This window comes from Microbacterium sp. CGR1 (assembly GCF_001266755.1).
GTDB lineage: Bacteria > Actinomycetota > Actinomycetes > Actinomycetales > Microbacteriaceae > Microbacterium.
Genome location: NZ_CP012299.1, coordinates 1,334,087 through 1,350,726 on the forward strand (window position 1 = coordinate 1,334,087; position 16,640 = coordinate 1,350,726).

The window sequence follows — 16,640 nt, forward strand, 5'->3', positions numbered from 1 at the left end:
GGGCTTCGATCCTATCAGGAGGTGAGGGCGCCGAGGCTGAGAAGTTCTCGGGCGTGGGTGATCGCGGCATCCGAATCGGTCAATCCGGACAGCAGTCGGGCCATCTCGGCCTCGCGCTCCTGGCCTTCGAGACGGCGGACACTCGATGCGGTGACTGCTCCGTCGTGGGATTTCACGACGGAGAGGTGGTTGTTGGCGAACGCGGCGACCTGAGCCAGATGGGTCACGGCGATCACCTGCGACTTCTCTGCGAGTCGGGCGAGTCGTCGGCCGACCTCGATCGCCGCCGCACCGCCGATCCCGGCATCGACCTCGTCGAAGACGAAGGTCGGCACGGGGTCGGTGCCGGCGATCACGACCTCGATGGCGAGCATCACGCGCGACAGCTCACCGCCGGATGCCCCCTTCGAGACGGAGCGGGGTTCGGCACCGGGGTGGGGCGCGAGCAGGATGGCGACGTCGTCGCGGCCGTGAGCGCTCTCCGCCCCGGGCGTGACCGCGACCTCGAGAGTCGCGTCCGGCATGGCGAGCTCGTGCAGCTCATCGCTCACGGCGACGCCCAGTCGTGCTGCGGCTGCGGTGCGCTCCGCGGTCAGTGCCTCGGCCCGGGAATCCAGTTCTGTACGAGCGGCGTCCCGTTCGGCCTCGAGGCGTGCGAGCCGCTCGCCGTCGTCTTCGAGTTCGGCGAGCCGGGTCGATCCGGTCTGCCACAGCTCGAGTGCCTCGTCCAGCGAACCGTGCGCACGGATGAGCGTGCTCAGTGCCGCGCGCCGTTCTTCGACAGCCGCGAGCTCGTGCGGTCCCGATTCGTCGAGATCGGCGAGGTAGGCGGAGAGCTGTCCGGCGATGTCGGCGATCCGGTAGCCGATGTCGGCGAGGCCTGCGGATATCTCGGTGAGCGCGGCGTCGGAGACCCGTTCGAGCGCGCGACGCGCCTCGGCGATCAACGCGGATGCGTCGGGCTCGCCCTCTTCGTTCGAGAGCGCGCCGTGGGCGAGCGAGGCCGCGAGGCGCAGCTCCTCGGCGTTCGCCAGGCGCTCGGCCCGTGCCGACAGCTCGACGTCCTCGCCCGGTTCCGGGGCGGCAGCCTCGATGAGAGCAAGTGCCTCCCGAAGCCGGGAGGCCTCGTCGGCTCGGCGATCACGGTTCTCGGTGATGTCCGCGATCTCGGAATCCAGCTCGCGCCACCGGGTGAACGACGATGCGTAGGCGTCGAGCGCCCGGGCGATCGGCGCTCCTCCGAAGCGATCGAGCGCATCGCGCTGCGCAGCGGCAGAGCGCAGCCTGAGCTGCTCGGACTGACCGTGCACGACGACCAGCTCCTCGGCCAGGGCCGACAGCACACCCGCCGGCGCCGCGCGTCCTCCGACGCTCGCACGGCTGCGTCCCTCGGCGCTCAGCGTGCGTGAGACGTACAGCTCTGCGGCACCGGAACCGGCGGGTTCCAGCTCGCCCCCGGCGTCTGCCACGATGTCCGCGACGTCGCCGGTCTCGGGGACGATCCACACGCCCGCGACCGAGGCCTGGGTGGCACCGGCACGCACCGCTCCGGAATCGGCGCGCTGACCGAGCAGCAGGCCGAGGCCGGTCACGACCATCGTCTTGCCGGCACCGGTCTCACCTGTGATCGCGGTGAATCCGGGCCCGAGAGGCAGCACGGCGTCGGCGATCACGCCGAGTCCCTGCATCCGCATCTCCTCGATCATGAGGCTGCCCCCTGCCCGCGCCATCCCGCGACCGGCAACTGGAACTTGCGCACCAGACGATCGGTGAACGCGGTCGGGTGCAGACGCGCGAGGCGCACGGGGCGCGATGATCGCCGCACGACGACTCGGGCCCCCGGCGGCAGGTCGTGGGACCGTCGCCCGTCGCACCAGAGGATGCCAGCGCCGGACGTGCCTTCGAGCATCTCGATGGCCACGGCGGCATCGGGGCTGACCACCAGCGGCTTGGCGAAGAGGGCGTGCGCCGAGAGCGGCACCACCGCGATGGCTTCGACGCTCGGCCAGATGACCGGACCGCCCGCGGAGAAGTTGTAGGCCGTGGACCCGGTCGGAGTGGACACGACCATTCCGTCGCATCCGAAGCTCGAGAGGGGGCGTCCGTCGATCTCGAGCACGACCTCGATCATGCGCTCCCGACTCGCCTTCTCGACCGTCGCCTCGTTGAGGGCGAACGTCTCGTAGACCACCTCGCCGTCGACGTCCTTGACCCGGACCGACAGCGCGAGACGCTCTTCGACCTCGTAGTCGCGGTCGATGACGCGGCGCATGGCGGCATCCATGTCGTCACGATCGATCTCCGCGAGGAATCCGACGTGGCCCATGTTGATCCCGAGCACGGGAGCCGCGCAGCCGCGCACCAGCTCGGCGGCTCGCAGGATCGTGCCGTCGCCGCCCAGGACGATCGCGAGCTCGAGCTGCTCCTGCTGCACCGTCTCGCCGAGCACGTCGACATCCGCGAAGCGGGCATCGACGGCACGCAGGTCGAGGCTGTCGTCGGCGGCGAGCACGGGGCGCGCCCCCGCGCCACGCAGCGCATCGACCACGCGGAGGGCCGCTTCGACCGTGTCTTCCCTGCCGGCATGGGCGACGACCAGGATGTTGCGCTCGTTCATCGTCTCCCTGTCAGTTCGTTGATGCGGTCCGACCATTCTGACGGATCACTGCCGCGGCCCGGTGCGAGGTGCAGAAGGTATTCCGTGTTCCCGTGGGTCCCGAGAATCGGGGAGGACAGGATGCCGAGCATGCCGAGCCCCGCGTCCCAAGCGCTCCACGCCGTCCGCGCGACGGCGTCGGCGCGCGTGGCGGGATCTGTCACCAGTCCCCCGCGCACGGCCGTTCGACCGACCTCGAACTGGGGTTTGACCAGCAGCACGATGTCGGATCCCGCCGCTGCCACGCTCGCGACGGCCGGCAGGACATGCTCGAGCGAGATGAACGAGAGGTCGCCCACGATGAGGTCGGGGGCTGCGTCCTCCCCGGTCACGTCCCTCAGGTTCTCTGGGGTCATGTATCGGACGTTGTACCCCTCGACGCGCACCACACCGGGATCGGATGCCACGGCAGCGGCCATCTGATCGTGTCCGACGTCGACGGCCAGCACACGGCGCGCTCCGCGCTCACGCAGCACCTGGGTGAAGCCACCGGTGGAGGCGCCCATGTCGAGCGCCAGGCGCCCTTCGGCAGAGATGCCGAAGCCGTCGAGCGCGGCGACCAGCTTGTGCGCGCCGCGACCGACATAGTGGTCGGCACCCGCGACGGAGATCTCGGCCTCATCGCTGACAGGCGTCGACGCCTTCACGACCGGTCGGCCGTCGACGCTCACCAGACCGTCGGCGATCAGGGTTGCGGCGTGGGTGCGTGAGCGGGCGAGTCCTCGCGCGGCGAGGGCAGCGTCGAGTCGCGTCATCGGGCGCCCGGCGCATCGCGCTGATCGAGTCTCGCGCCGCTGTCGAGGCGGCGGGACAGCTCGTCATGCAGCCCGGAGTACGCGTCTGCTCTGGCAGCGAGAGGCTGCCCCTCGATCAGGCGCAGGCGACTCCACAGACCATCGGTCGGTGCGTTCGTCGTCTCTTCGCTCACGCTTCTACTGTACGCGGCAGGGCCGACACGTCGTCGGAGCCACGGCGAGGGCCCGGTTGCCCGTCAGGGCCGATGGAAGGGGTCGTCGTAGAGGCGCTCAGGGACGCGAAGCACGAACACCGGTGTCCCGGAAGCCCAGATCGCGGCTGCCCCGGCGCGCAGCAGATCGATCTGCGCTTCGCCCTCGGCGATGATCTCGACATCCGCACCGGTGACGCGCACAGACGCGCCGTTGACCGAATAGACGCCGTCCTTGGACGTGACCTCCGGGTACGGCTGGTGCAGTTCCCGCAGATCGCTCAGGATGTACGTCGGACGGGATCCTTCCGGTGCCGCGAGCACATGTTTCGGCCGGTCGATGCCCGTGAGCACCAGCGCGGAGTCGATACCCGCCCTCACCGCCCCGAGAATGTCGGTGTCGAGACGGTCGCCGATGAACAGCGGCTTCGTCGCGCCGAAGCGCGACGTGGCCTCCTCGAAGATCGGAGTCTCCGGTTTGCCTGCCACTGTCGCGAGCCGACCGATCGCCGTGTGCACGGCGGACACGAGCGTCCCGTTGCCCGGGGCGACGCCGCGTTCGCGCGGGATCGTCCAGTCGGTGTTGGTGGCGATCCACGGGATGCCGCCCTCATCTTCGGGGAGCTTCAGGGCGAATGCCGCTTCTGCGAGGTCCGTCCAGGCGACCTCAGGGGCGAAGCCCTGCACGACCGCATCCGGAGCATCCTCAGCACTGCGAGTCACCGTGTAACCGGCCTTCTCGGCCTCGTCCACGAGCCCGGCTCCCCCGACGATCAGCAACGTCGCCGGAGGGGGCACGATCCCGGCGAGCAGCCGCATGGCGGCCTGCGGGCTGGTGATGACATCAGCCGGGGCGACGTCGAGACCCAGGCTGCTGAGGTGCTCGGCGACCGACGCGTCGGTGCGCGACGCGTTGTTCGTGATGTAACCGAGTCTCGCGGTCTCACCGGCCGCGTTGAGGCTCTCCACCGCGTAGGGCAGCGCGCCAGGGCCCGCATAGACGACGCCATCCAGGTCAGCGAGCACGGCGTCGACGCCGTCGAGCGGCGTGCGCAGCGCGGGCTTCTTGGAGAACAGCCCCACTACGCCTCCTCAGAGGGCTCGGATGCTGTGTGCTTCGCGTCGGTGTCGGCGAGGTCGCCGTCCTCGTCCTCGTCCTCGCCCTCGCCGAGAAGCTCACGCACCTCGTCGTCGATCGACGGTTCCGACTCGATATCGGACTCGGTGTCCGCCTCTTCAGCACCTGCAGCCGCGATGGTCTCGTCGGACTCGGCGGGCTCCAGGTCGGACTCAGAATCGTCAGAGCCAGAATCGTCGGACTCAGAATCGTCAGACTCAGAATCGTCGGACTCAGAATCGTCGGACTCAGAATCGTCAGACCCAGAATCGTCAGACCCAGAATCGTCGGACTCAGAATCGGACCGGCCGTCTTCAGCATGGTCGTCATCGAAGTCACCTTCGATGAGACCGTCTTCGATGATGATCTCCTCATCACCGGCTTCGTCGACGCCCAGCGCTTCCGCAGCGACCTCGGCGCGATGCGCCCAGAACTCTGCCTCGTCGGTGCGCCCCAGGTCCTCGAGCACGGCGGCGCGCGCAGCGAAGAGTGCGGGGCTCCACTCGAATGCGCGGTCGGGGTCGAGCTCAGGGATCTCGAGTTCGCCGAGCGCGAGTTCGAGGTCGCCCTGATCCAGACGTGCACCCGACATGGCGATCGCCAGCGAGACACGGACGGGCGTGGTCAGAGCGGTCCGGTCGACAGCGCGACCGGTCTCGAGCGCACGGTCGGGGCGGCCGATGCCCCGCTCGCTGTCGACCATCAGGGCGATCTGATCGTCCTTGCCGGAGATGCGGCGGTACGTGCGCAGCTCACGCAGCGCAAGAGCGAAGTCCTCGGTCGCATAGGCGGTGATCCCGAGGGTCTCGCGGACGATCGCGATGCGGCCGGCACGGCGGGATGCTGCGAGAGCGTGCTCATGAGCGAGAGCGGGATCCTCGTCGATGAGACGCGACGCCATCGCGAGGTGACGAGCGACGAGGTCGGCGTTCTCCTTGCTCAGGGTCTTCAGCTCATTGCGCGCCGACGTGTGTAGGTCACGGGCCGTGACGTCATCGGGGATGTGCGGGTCGTTGAAGCGAGGACGATCGCCCGATGCCTGCACCGGACGCTCACGGTCCACTCCCCCACGCTGCGGGTACGAGCGCGACGAGTCGCGGTCCTGCCGCGGCGCGCGGTCATCGCGGTTGTAGCCACCCGTGCGGGGCCCGCCATCGCGGTTGTCGCGGTTGTAGCCGCCCGAGCGAGGAGCACCACCGTCGCGGTTGTCACGGTTGTACCCACCGGTACGGGGAGCGCCACCTTCACGGTTGTAGCCACCGGTACGAGGTGCGCCACCGTCACGGCTGTCACGGTTGTAACCGCCCGAACGCGGAGCGCCACCATCACGGTTGTCGCGGTTGTACCCACCGGTACGGGGAGCACCACCGTCACGGTTGTAGCCACCGGTACGAGGTGCGCCACCTTCACGGTTGTAGCCACCGGTACGAGGTGCGCCACCGTCACGGCTGTCACGGTTGTAACCGTCCGAACGCGGAGCGCCACCATCACGGCTGTCACGGTTGTAACCGCCCGAACGCGGAGCGCCACCATCACGGCTGTCACGGTTGTAACCGCCCGAACGCGGAGCGCCACCATCACGGCTGTCACGGTTGTACCCACCAGTGCGAGGAGCACCACCATCACGGTTATCACGGTTGTACCCACCAGTGCGAGGAGCGCCACCATCACGGTTGTCGCGGTTGTACCCACCCGAACGGGGAGCCCCACCATCGCGGTTGTCACGGTTGTACCCACCGGTACGGGGAGCGCCACCTTCACGGTTGTAGCCGCCCGAACGGGGTGCGCCACCGTCACGGCTGTCACGGTTGTAACCGCCCGAACGCGGAGCGCCACCATCACGGCTGTCACGGTTGTAACCGCCCGAACGCGGAGCGCCACCATCACGGCTGTCACGGTTGTACCCACCAGTGCGAGGAGCACCACCGTCACGGTTATCACGGTTGTACCCACCAGTGCGCGGGGCACCACCATCGCGGTCATAGCCGCCCGAACGGGGAGCGCCACCATCACGGTTATAGCCGCCCGAACGGGGAGCGCCACCATCACGGCTATAGCCGCCCGAACGGGGAGCGCCACCATCACGGCTATAGCCGCCCGAACGGGGAGCGCCACCATCACGGTTATAGCCGCCCGAACGGGGAGCACCACCATCACGGTTATCGCCGTTGTACCCACCAGAACGGGGGGCACCACCATCGCGGCTGTAGCCGCCGGAACGAGGAGCGCCACCATCGCGGTTGTCGCGGTTGTACCCACCAGAACGGGGGGCTCCTCCGTCACGACTGTAACCGCCCTCGCGGCGGGGTGCGTCGTCGCGACGCGGACCGCTGCTGCGATTCTGTTCCGAGCGTCCTCCGGAAGGTCGGCTACTGCGCGATCCCTGGTCGTCGTTGCGACGCGGACGGCGCTCTTCCTCTTCCGGCATGATGCTCCCTGTTCTAGATGTTGTTAACGCAAAATGGCCACCCAACGATGGGTGGCCATTTGCTTAAAAGAAGTCCGGCGGTGTCCTACTCTCCCACAGGGTCCCCCCTGCAGTACCATCGGCGCTGTGAGGCTTAGCTTCCGGGTTCGGAATGTAAACCGGGCGTTTCCCTCACGCTATGGCCGCCGAAACACTATTGATGTTTCAATCAAACCTATAGACAAATCATTGTTGTCTCTAGGGTTCTCGACCGTACATCGAGAACCACTCAGTGGACGCGTAGCACCAACAAACGGTGTGTTATCAAGTCATCGGCTTATTAGTACCAGTCAGCTGCATGCATTACTGCACTTCCACATCTGGCCTATCAACCCAGTAGTCTGGCTGGGAGCCTCTCACCCGAAGGTATGGAAATCTCATCTTGAGGCCGGCTTCCCGCTTAGATGCTTTCAGCGGTTATCCATCCCGAACGTAGCTAATCAGCGGTGCTCCTGGCGGAACAACTGACACACCAGAGGTTCGTCCAACCCGGTCCTCTCGTACTAGGGTCAGATCCTCTCAAATTTCCTACGCGCGCAGCGGATAGGGACCGAACTGTCTCACGACGTTCTAAACCCAGCTCGCGTACCGCTTTAATGGGCGAACAGCCCAACCCTTGGGACCTACTCCAGCCCCAGGATGCGACGAGCCGACATCGAGGTGCCAAACCATGCCGTCGATATGGACTCTTGGGCAAGATCAGCCTGTTATCCCCGAGGTACCTTTTATCCGTTGAGCGACAGCGCTTCCACAAGCCACTGCCGGATCACTAGTCCCGACTTTCGTCCCTGCTCGACCTGTCAGTCTCACAGTCAAGCTCCCTTGTGCACTTACACTCGACACCTGATTGCCAACCAGGTTGAGGGAACCTTTGGGCGCCTCCGTTACTTTTTGGGAGGCAACCGCCCCAGTTAAACTACCCACCAGGCACTGTCCCTGAACCGGATTACGGTTCGAAGTTAGATATCCAGAGTGACCAGAGTGGTATTTCAACAATGACTCCACATGAACTGGCGTCCATGCTTCACAGTCTCCCACCTATCCTACACAAGCCACACCGAACACCAATACCAAGCTGTAGTAAAGGTCACGGGGTCTTTCCGTCCTGCTGCGCGTAACGAGCATCTTTACTCGTAATGCAATTTCGCCGAGTTCGCGGTTGAGACAGTTGGGAAGTCGTTACGCCATTCGTGCAGGTCGGAACTTACCCGACAAGGAATTTCGCTACCTTAGGATGGTTATAGTTACCACCGCCGTTTACTGGGGCTTAAATTCTCAGCTTCGCCTTGCGGCTAACCGGTCCTCTTAACCTTCCAGCACCGGGCAGGCGTCAGTCCGTATACATCGTCTTGCGACTTGGCACGGACCTGTGTTTTTAGTAAACAGTCGCTACCCACTAGTCTCTGCGGCCTCCAAACGCTTTCGGAGCAAGTCCTAATACGTCGAAGGCCCCCCTTCTCCCGAAGTTACGGGGGCATTTTGCCGAGTTCCTTAACCACGATTCTCTCGATCTCCTTGGTATTCTCTACCTGACCACCTGAGTCGGTTTGGGGTACGGGCGGCTAGAACCTCGCGTCGATGCTTTTCTTGGCAGCATAGGATCATCCACTTTTTATCCGCATCGTGTCTCAGCCTATGTGAGAGACGGATTTGCCTATCTCTCGGCCTACGCACTTGCACCAGGACAACCATCGCCTGGCTTGGACTACCTTCCTGCGTCACACCTGTTAATACGCTAACCGCACCAGAATGGGGTCGTGCGCTAGGCCCAACGCGTCACCCCGAAGGGATCAGTCACTGGGATTCAGACACTTAGCACTACTGGATTAGCTTGGGCGGTTCTTCGCCGGTACGGGAATATCAACCCGTTGTCCATCGACTACGCCTGTCGGCCTCGCCTTAGGTCCCGACTTACCCAGGGAAGATTAGCTTGACCCTGGAACCCTTGGTCTTTCGGAGGACGTGTTTCTCACACGTCTTTCGCTACTCATGCCTGCATTCTCACTCGTGTAGCCTCCACGGCTGGTTTACACCGCCGCTTCGCTGGCCACACGACGCTCTCCTACCCATCAACACGGCTGGACCACGAAGGCCTACCAATAATGTCAATGCCACAACTTCGGTGGCGTGCTTGAGCCCCGTTACATTGTCGGCGCGGAATCACTTGACCAGTGAGCTATTACGCACTCTTTCAAGGGTGGCTGCTTCTAAGCCAACCTCCTGGTTGTCAAGGCAACTCCACATCCTTTCCCACTTAGCACGCGCTTTGGGACCTTAGTTGGTGGTCTGGGTTGTTTCCCTCTCGACTATGAAGCTTATCCCCCACAGTCTCACTGCTGCGCTCTCACTTACCGGCATTCGGAGTTTGGCTGACGTCAGTAACCTTGTAGGGCCCATCGGCCATCCAGTAGCTCTACCTCCGGCAAGAAACACGCAACGCTGCACCTAAATGCATTTCGGAGAGAACCAGCTATCACGAAGTTTGATTGGCCTTTCACCCCTATCCACAGCTCATCCCCTCAGTTTTCAACCTAAGTGGGTTCGGTCCTCCACGACGTCTTACCGTCGCTTCAACCTGGCCATGGATAGATCACTTCGCTTCGGGTCTAGGACATGCGACTGAATCGCCCTATTCAGACTCGCTTTCGCTACGGCTACCCCTCAACGGGTTAACCTCGCCACATATCGCTAACTCGCAGGCTCATTCTTCAAAAGGCACGCTGTCACAGCTACTAAGGCTGCTCCAACGGTTTGTAAGCAAACGGTTTCAGGTACTATTTCACTCCCCTCCCGGGGTACTTTTCACCTTTCCCTCACGGTACTTGTCCGCTATCGGTCATCTGGGAGTATTTAGGCTTATCAGGTGGTCCTGACAGATTCACACGGGATTTCACGGGCCCCGTGCTACTTGGGATACTCTTCGCGCCACGGTTGGCATTTCGACTACGGGGTTGGCACCCTCTATGACCGGCCTTTCAAGACCGTTCGTCTATACCATCGTGTAACGCCGCCATCTCGGCAGAGATGACTGAAAAGTCCCACAACCCCCAACGTGCAACGCCTGCCGGCTATCACACACGCTAGGTTTAGCCTGTTCCGGTTTCGCTCGCCACTACTAACGGAATCGCGGTTGCTTTCTCTTCCTGTGGGTACTGAGATGTTTCACTTCCCCACGTTCCCTCTACCCGCCCTATATATTCAGGCGGGAGTCACTAGGTCGGCACGCCGCCCAGCGGGGTTTCCCCATTCGGACACCCTCGGATCAAAACTTGCTTATCAGTTCCCCGAGGCTTATCGCAGATTGCTACGTCCTTCTTCGGCTCCAGATGCCAAGGCATCCACCGTTTGCTCTTAAAGACTTGAAATCACATGAGTTTGAATCAGAATCGACACCAGACCCGAAGGCCTGGCATGAAATTGACTAATGATCTTTAAGATCATCTTGTGCAACCGACCGAAGCCGGCTGCAAGATGCTCGCGTCCACTGTGTAGTTCTCAAAGTACGGGCGGTACCCCTTCTCGCCACCCCCACAGGGGAAACAACAAGAGGCCCAGAGGTACAGAAACGATCCGAAGATCGCATCCGGTCCCTCAGGACCCAACAGCGTGCAGACACCCCGCTCACGAAGCCCCACTTTCCAACCAACCCGAAGGTCAGCGTACTCACGAGACTCAGCTGCGCTGATGTCATGTCAAATGTTCCACCCATGAGCTCCCAGCGAAGAACGAACGTCTTCGATCTGGGTTCTGGACTCCGAAGAGTCAGATGCTCCTTAGAAAGGAGGTGATCCAGCCGCACCTTCCGGTACGGCTACCTTGTTACGACTTAGTCCTAATTACCGATCCCACCTTCGACGGCTCCCTCCACAAGGGTTAGGCCACCGGCTTCAGGTGTTACCGACTTTCATGACTTGACGGGCGGTGTGTACAAGACCCGGGAACGTATTCACCGCAGCGTTGCTGATCTGCGATTACTAGCGACTCCGACTTCATGAGGTCGAGTTGCAGACCTCAATCCGAACTGGGACCGGCTTTTTGGGATTCGCTCCACCTCGCGGTATTGCAGCCCTTTGTACCGGCCATTGTAGCATGCGTGAAGCCCAAGACATAAGGGGCATGATGATTTGACGTCATCCCCACCTTCCTCCGAGTTGACCCCGGCAGTATCCCATGAGTTCCCACCATTACGTGCTGGCAACATAGAACGAGGGTTGCGCTCGTTGCGGGACTTAACCCAACATCTCACGACACGAGCTGACGACAACCATGCACCACCTGTTTACGAGTGTCCAAAGAGTTGACCATTTCTGGCCCGTTCTCGTATATGTCAAGCCTTGGTAAGGTTCTTCGCGTTGCATCGAATTAATCCGCATGCTCCGCCGCTTGTGCGGGTCCCCGTCAATTCCTTTGAGTTTTAGCCTTGCGGCCGTACTCCCCAGGCGGGGAACTTAATGCGTTAGCTGCGTCACGGAATCCGTGGAATGGACCCCACAACTAGTTCCCAACGTTTACGGGGTGGACTACCAGGGTATCTAAGCCTGTTTGCTCCCCACCCTTTCGCTCCTCAGCGTCAGTTACGGCCCAGAGATCTGCCTTCGCCATCGGTGTTCCTCCTGATATCTGCGCATTCCACCGCTACACCAGGAATTCCAATCTCCCCTACCGCACTCTAGTCTGCCCGTACCCACTGCAGGCCGGAGGTTGAGCCTCCGGATTTCACAGCAGACGCGACAAACCGCCTACGAGCTCTTTACGCCCAATAATTCCGGATAACGCTTGCGCCCTACGTATTACCGCGGCTGCTGGCACGTAGTTAGCCGGCGCTTTTTCTGCAGGTACCGTCACTTTCGCTTCTTCCCTGCTAAAAGAGGTTTACAACCCGAAGGCCGTCATCCCTCACGCGGCGTTGCTGCATCAGGCTTGCGCCCATTGTGCAATATTCCCCACTGCTGCCTCCCGTAGGAGTCTGGGCCGTGTCTCAGTCCCAGTGTGGCCGGTCACCCTCTCAGGCCGGCTACCCGTCGACGCCTTGGTGAGCCATTACCTCACCAACAAGCTGATAGGCCGCGAGCCCATCCCCAACCAATAAATCTTTCCAGTAACTGACCATGCGGTCGCTACTCGTATCCAGTATTAGACGCCGTTTCCAGCGCTTATCCCAGAGTCAGGGGCAGGTTGCTCACGTGTTACTCACCCGTTCGCCACTGATCCCACAGAGCAAGCTCCGTGTTCACCGTTCGACTTGCATGTGTTAAGCACGCCGCCAGCGTTCATCCTGAGCCAGGATCAAACTCTCCGTAAAAAAGAAATGCATACGACACCGGGAAAACGGTGACGCAGCGAGTTTGATGCTGACCAAAGAGACAAATCATTGCTGACTTTATCCGTTGCCAACCCCACAAGGAGGTTGGTCTTTGATCCAAAGGAATCTCATCCAGCCGAAGCTGAATCGAGGTTATTTGGCATTTGACAAGTGCACGCTGTTGAGTTCTCAAGGATCGGATGCTCCCACGACCCAGTCATCACAACCAGGCCCGAAGGGCAACTTCTCTATCTTAGCCATCCCGTCCCGCTTGTCAAATCAGCGCGCCGCGCGGATCTTGGATCCGCTGCGCAGCTCTTGACAGCCGCAGATGGGGTGGATCTCCCATCCTAGACGCAGGCGTCTGTTCTCACAAGTGAGTGGATCGGGAGGTGGTTCTCCGCTTGAGGGGGGTGAAGCTCTCGGCCTCTCCGCTTCCCTGTGGGGCGAACAAGTAATAAGTTACGTGGGTTCTGGGGTTCTGGCAAATCGGGCCACCACCCCCGGGCGTGTCGCCGCACCAGGTGGCAACACTTTTCCCAGTCCAGCGCCGGTATTCCGCCGAGATCGCCGCCACGAGTACGATCGCAGCGTGACCCAGCTGCCGAATCGCGCCCCCTCCGCTGCTCTGTTGGACCGCGTGTGGTCCGCCCTCGGGCTCGCGCCGGTGGAGGTCGATTCCGGCGCCCCCTTCGTTCACGCCGTGCCTCTCGAGTCGCGCCTCGCGACGGCGGATCTGGCCTGGGCGAGCGTTCGGGCCGTGTGTCTGGCGGCCGGCGTCGACTCCCTCCCCGACCCCGATCGCATCGCCGTCGCGTACCGGAGCGATCGGGTGCTCACCGTCGACGGACGCGCCCCCGATGTCTGGTCCCCGTACTCGGGATTCTTCCTGGCGTCCGACGGGTGGATCCGCACCCATGGCAACTACCCCCACCACGCGATGCGCCTTCTGACCGGTCTCGGGCTCGGAATCGACGCAGCGGGCGAAGACGTCCGAGCGGCCATCCTGACTCAGTCGGCCGCCGACGCTGTCGATCGGATCGTCGATGCGGGCGGACTCGCCGTGCCCGTGCTGCCGGAGGACCCCATCCACGACGCTCAGCTGCGGGCCGCTCCCCTGCTCCAGGTCGATCGGATGCCCTCCCCGAGCGGCGAGGAGCCGCGCCGGCGAGACGGCGACGATCGTCGTGCACCGCTCACCGGCATCCGCGTGCTCGATCTCACCCGGGTGATCGCCGGTCCCGTCTGCACCCGCACGCTCGCACTGCTGGGAGCAGACGTGCTGCGCGTCGATCCCCCGCAGCTGCCCGAGCCCGAGTGGCAGCACTTCGACACCGGTCACGGGAAGCGATCGACGCTGCTCGACGCCGGAACCGAGCGTTTCGACCAGCTGCTCGCCGAGGCTGACGTCGTCGTCCTCGGGTACCGACCGGCAGCCCTCGCGCGACTCGGCCTCTCCGCATCCGCCCTGATCGAGCGGCACCCGAGTCTGGTGATCGCGGAGCTCAGTGCGTGGGGCGACGACCACCCCTCTCGCGCAGGGTTCGACAGTCTGGTGCAAGCGGAGTCCGGGATCGCCATGATCGAGACGCCGGACGGCGACCGCCCGGGGGTCCTCCCCGCGCAGGCCCTCGATCACAGTGCCGGGTACCTGCTCGCAGCCTCGATCATCTCGCTGCTCGAGCGGCGCCGTCGAGAAGGTGGTGGCTGGGTGGTGCGCACTTCGCTGCGTCGAGTGGCCGCCGAGCTTCTCGGAATGCCACGGTCCTCGGGATCGCGATCGGTATCGGCGTCGGAGCGGGAACGGGTACTGGACCTCGCCGCCCACACCGCGACGTTCGACGTCGCAGGGCAGACGATCACCACGGCGCGATCGGCGCTTCCCGGCCTCGAGCTCGCCGCCCCCCATCGCTGGGGATCCGATCAGCCGCGCTGGTGAATGCGTCGGAACACCGGCAGCGACAGACAGAGCACGAGAGTGAGCACACCCCACAGGGCGCACGCCGGCGGCAGCATCCGGTAGGCCAGATGCTGGTAGGTGAACTCCTCGGTGAACGGCCCATAGCCGGCGTAGCCGAGGGCCCACGCCGTGATCAGCACCACGGGAAGTGACAGCCACCAGCCGATTCGGACGCCCGACGGCAGCACGCGATCCACTCGTTCGCGGGGAACAGCGCGGTTCACCCGGAGAATCCCCCAGATACCGATCACGAGCAGGCCGATCACGCTCGAGCCGTACTGCAGCCACTTGTATCCGGTGAACGGCCCCCACACATCGTCGAGCGCGGGAAGAACATCGACGCCCCAACGCCCCTCGTGCGTGAAGAGATCCCAGACGATGTGCGACAGCACTCCCAGCACCAGCGATGCCGCGAGCATCGCCGGGTACAGCCGATCTCGAGCACCGACGCCGACGGCGGCTCGGGCCGCTTCGACGCCGGACTGCGACCAGTCGGCAGGGACCCGCCGAGCCAGCCAGAGCGGAGAGAGCTCACCGACGGCCGGGCGCAGCACGACGCGCCACAGCAGGAACAGCCCGAAAGCGACCAGCGCGGTCCACACGACGTTGCCGAATGAGTGGGTGAACGAGTACGGGAGGCCGACCCCGCGGATGAACAGCGGAAGGTCGGGCGTCATGGCGCCGATCGCGATCGCGGCGGGCACGAGCGGCGTGCGGATGAACGGGAGGGCGACCACAGCATGACTCGGCGTGAACGGCATCGGCAGGCTCCTGTCGAGTGTGAACGGTGGAAGCGTGACGGCGGCCGTCCGAGGACTCTCAGACGACCGCCGCCAGGCGATCAGGGTCGGATGTTCACGCCAGGAAGACACCTGCGAGGGTCTTCTTGCCGCGGCGGAGCACGGACACCCCACCGGGCAGAGACCCCTTGACGGTGGCTGCATCGTCTTCCACACGCGATCCGTCGAGCGACACTCCCCCCTGGCTGATCGCACGTCGCGCTTCGGACGAGCTGGATACCAATCCCGTGGCGACGAGCGCATCGACCACCGATGACCCGGAATCGACCGTCGCGTTCGGCAGCTCTTCGAGCGCCGTGCGCAACGTCGATGCGTCGAGAGCAGTCAGGTCGCCCTGTCCGAACAGAGCCTCGGATGCCGCGATCACCGCAGCGGCCGCATCGATGCCGTGCACGGTGGCGACGACCTCGAGCGCGAGACGCTTCTGCGCGGCGCGACGGAAGGGCTCGGACTCGACCAGCGCCTCGTACTCCTGGATCTCGGCGCGGGTGAGGAAGGTGAAGACCTTCAGCCTGCCGATCACGTCGGCATCCGCGGTGCTCAGCCAGAACTGGTACATCCGGTACGGACTGCACATCTCGGGGTCGAGCCAGATGGCGTTCCCCTCGCTCTTGCCGAACTTGGTCCCGTCGCTGTTCGTGATCAGCGGTGTGCCGATCGCGTGCGCCGACGCACCCTCGGCACGACGGATGAGGTCGGTGCCGCTGGTCAGGTTCCCCCATTGGTCGGAGCCGCCGGTCTGCAGGACGCAGTCGTACTGACGGTAGAGCTCGAGGAAGTCCATCCCCTGCAGGATCTGGTAGCTGAACTCCGTGTAGCTGATGCCCTCGTCGGAGTTCAGTCGCGCGGCGACCGCATCCTTCTTGAGCATGGTCCCGACGCGGTAGTGCTTGCCGATCTCCCGCAGGAAGTCGATCGCCGACAGCGGCGCCGTCCAATCGAGATTGTTGACGATGCGGGCGGCGTTCTCGCCCTCGAAGCTCAGGTAGCGCTCGACCTGCGTCCGCAGGCGTCCCACCCACTCCTCGACGGTCTCGCGAGTGTTGAGCGTGCGCTCGGCCGTGGGGCGCGGGTCGCCGATCAGACCGGTGGAGCCGCCGACGAGACCGAGCGGCTTGTGGCCGGCGAGCTGGATGCGACGCAACGTCAGCAGCTGCACCAGGTTGCCCAGATGCAGGCTGGGAGCAGTCGGATCGAAGCCGCAGTAATACGTGATCGGGTCCCCGGCGAGAAGGGCGCGCAGCGCCTCCTGGTCAGTGGACACGTGGACGAGGCCGCGCCACAGCAGTTCGTCCCACACGTTCTCGAACGTGGGGTCGATCGCCGGCGGGGCGGTCGTCAGAGCGGAATTCGACACGCGCCCCAGGCTATCAGCGGTGAGGGTCGGTGAAT

The 16,640-nt window shown here is 63.9% G+C and carries 10 protein-coding genes and 3 rRNA genes; 1 reads left to right on the top strand and 12 read right to left on the bottom strand.

Features of this window, described 5'->3' with window-relative positions:
• Nucleotides 1-14 precede the first annotated feature (14 nt).
• The 10 genes from recN to AKG07_RS06455 all read right to left on the bottom strand — a co-directional run bounded on the left by recN (nt 15) and on the right by AKG07_RS06455 (nt 12,488).
• Nucleotides 15-1,706 carry a DNA repair protein RecN gene (gene recN, locus AKG07_RS06415; RefSeq protein WP_053099171.1) on the bottom strand — a complete coding sequence of 564 codons (1,692 nt, stop codon included), beginning with the start codon at nt 1,704-1,706 and terminating at the stop codon, nt 15-17.
• Nucleotides 1,703-2,617 carry an NAD kinase gene (locus AKG07_RS06420; RefSeq protein WP_053096854.1) on the bottom strand — a complete coding sequence of 305 codons (915 nt, stop codon included), beginning with the start codon at nt 2,615-2,617 and terminating at the stop codon, nt 1,703-1,705. The genes recN and AKG07_RS06420 overlap by 4 nt, the downstream gene beginning before the upstream one ends.
• Nucleotides 2,614-3,411 (bottom strand): TlyA family RNA methyltransferase, encoded by a 798-nt coding sequence (locus AKG07_RS06425; protein ID WP_053096856.1) that lies wholly within the window; start codon nt 3,409-3,411, stop codon nt 2,614-2,616. Before AKG07_RS06425 ends, AKG07_RS06420 begins: the two co-directional genes overlap by 4 nt.
• Nucleotides 3,408-3,584 carry a hypothetical protein gene (locus tag AKG07_RS17820; protein WP_171821925.1) on the bottom strand — a complete coding sequence of 59 codons (177 nt, stop codon included), beginning with the start codon at nt 3,582-3,584 and terminating at the stop codon, nt 3,408-3,410. Before AKG07_RS17820 ends, AKG07_RS06425 begins: the two co-directional genes overlap by 4 nt.
• 63 nt (nt 3,585-3,647) lie before the next feature.
• Entirely contained in the window at nt 3,648-4,685 is a 1,038-nt protein-coding gene (locus tag AKG07_RS06430) for an HAD-IIA family hydrolase (protein ID WP_053096858.1), read from the bottom strand.
• Nucleotides 4,685-5,782 (bottom strand): hypothetical protein, encoded by a 1,098-nt coding sequence (locus AKG07_RS06435; protein WP_233277340.1) that lies wholly within the window; start codon nt 5,780-5,782, stop codon nt 4,685-4,687. The genes AKG07_RS06430 and AKG07_RS06435 overlap by 1 nt, the downstream gene beginning before the upstream one ends.
• Nucleotides 5,668-7,002 carry a hypothetical protein gene (locus AKG07_RS06440; protein WP_053096860.1) on the bottom strand — a complete coding sequence of 445 codons (1,335 nt, stop codon included), beginning with the start codon at nt 7,000-7,002 and terminating at the stop codon, nt 5,668-5,670. Before AKG07_RS06440 ends, AKG07_RS06435 begins: the two co-directional genes overlap by 115 nt.
• 217 nt (nt 7,003-7,219) lie before the next feature.
• Nucleotides 7,220-7,337: ribosomal RNA gene (gene rrf / locus AKG07_RS06445) — 5S ribosomal RNA — on the bottom strand.
• A gap of 109 nt (nt 7,338-7,446) precedes the next feature.
• A 23S ribosomal RNA gene (locus AKG07_RS06450) occupies nt 7,447-10,551 on the bottom strand.
• A gap of 412 nt (nt 10,552-10,963) precedes the next feature.
• Nucleotides 10,964-12,488, bottom strand: a 16S ribosomal RNA gene (locus tag AKG07_RS06455).
• Together the 16S, 23S and 5S rRNA genes form the textbook arrangement of a ribosomal RNA operon.
• A 592-nt stretch (nt 12,489-13,080) precedes the next feature.
• Here AKG07_RS06455 and AKG07_RS06460 point away from each other — a divergent pair.
• The gene (locus AKG07_RS06460) at nt 13,081-14,427 is read left to right on the top strand and encodes a CoA transferase (RefSeq protein WP_233277341.1); all 1,347 of its coding nucleotides are present in this window, start codon (nt 13,081-13,083) and stop codon (nt 14,425-14,427) included.
• Here the strand turns inward: AKG07_RS06460 and AKG07_RS06465 are convergent.
• Complete coding sequence (locus tag AKG07_RS06465) at nt 14,412-15,209, bottom strand: DUF4184 family protein (protein ID WP_053096862.1); 798 nt, start codon at nt 15,207-15,209, stop codon at nt 14,412-14,414. The genes AKG07_RS06460 and AKG07_RS06465 overlap by 16 nt on opposite strands.
• Nucleotides 15,210-15,303: 94 nt before the next feature.
• Nucleotides 15,304-16,605 (bottom strand): tyrosine--tRNA ligase, encoded by a 1,302-nt coding sequence (tyrS, locus tag AKG07_RS06470; RefSeq protein WP_082297847.1) that lies wholly within the window; start codon nt 16,603-16,605, stop codon nt 15,304-15,306.
• Between the last annotated feature and the right edge of the window lie 35 nt (nt 16,606-16,640).

Excerpts from the sequence above, each read along its gene's own strand:
- AKG07_RS06420 (WP_053096854.1), bottom strand. The coding sequence starts at position 2,617 with ATGAACGAGCGCAACATCCTGGTCGTCGCCCATGCCGGCAGGGAAGAC.
- recN (WP_053099171.1), bottom strand. The coding sequence starts at position 1,706 with ATGATCGAGGAGATGCGGATGCAGGGACTCGGCGTGATCGCCGACGCC.
- AKG07_RS06425 (WP_053096856.1), bottom strand. The coding sequence starts at position 3,411 with ATGACGCGACTCGACGCTGCCCTCGCCGCGCGAGGACTCGCCCGCTCA.
- AKG07_RS06465 (WP_053096862.1), bottom strand. The coding sequence starts at position 15,209 with ATGCCGTTCACGCCGAGTCATGCTGTGGTCGCCCTCCCGTTCATCCGC.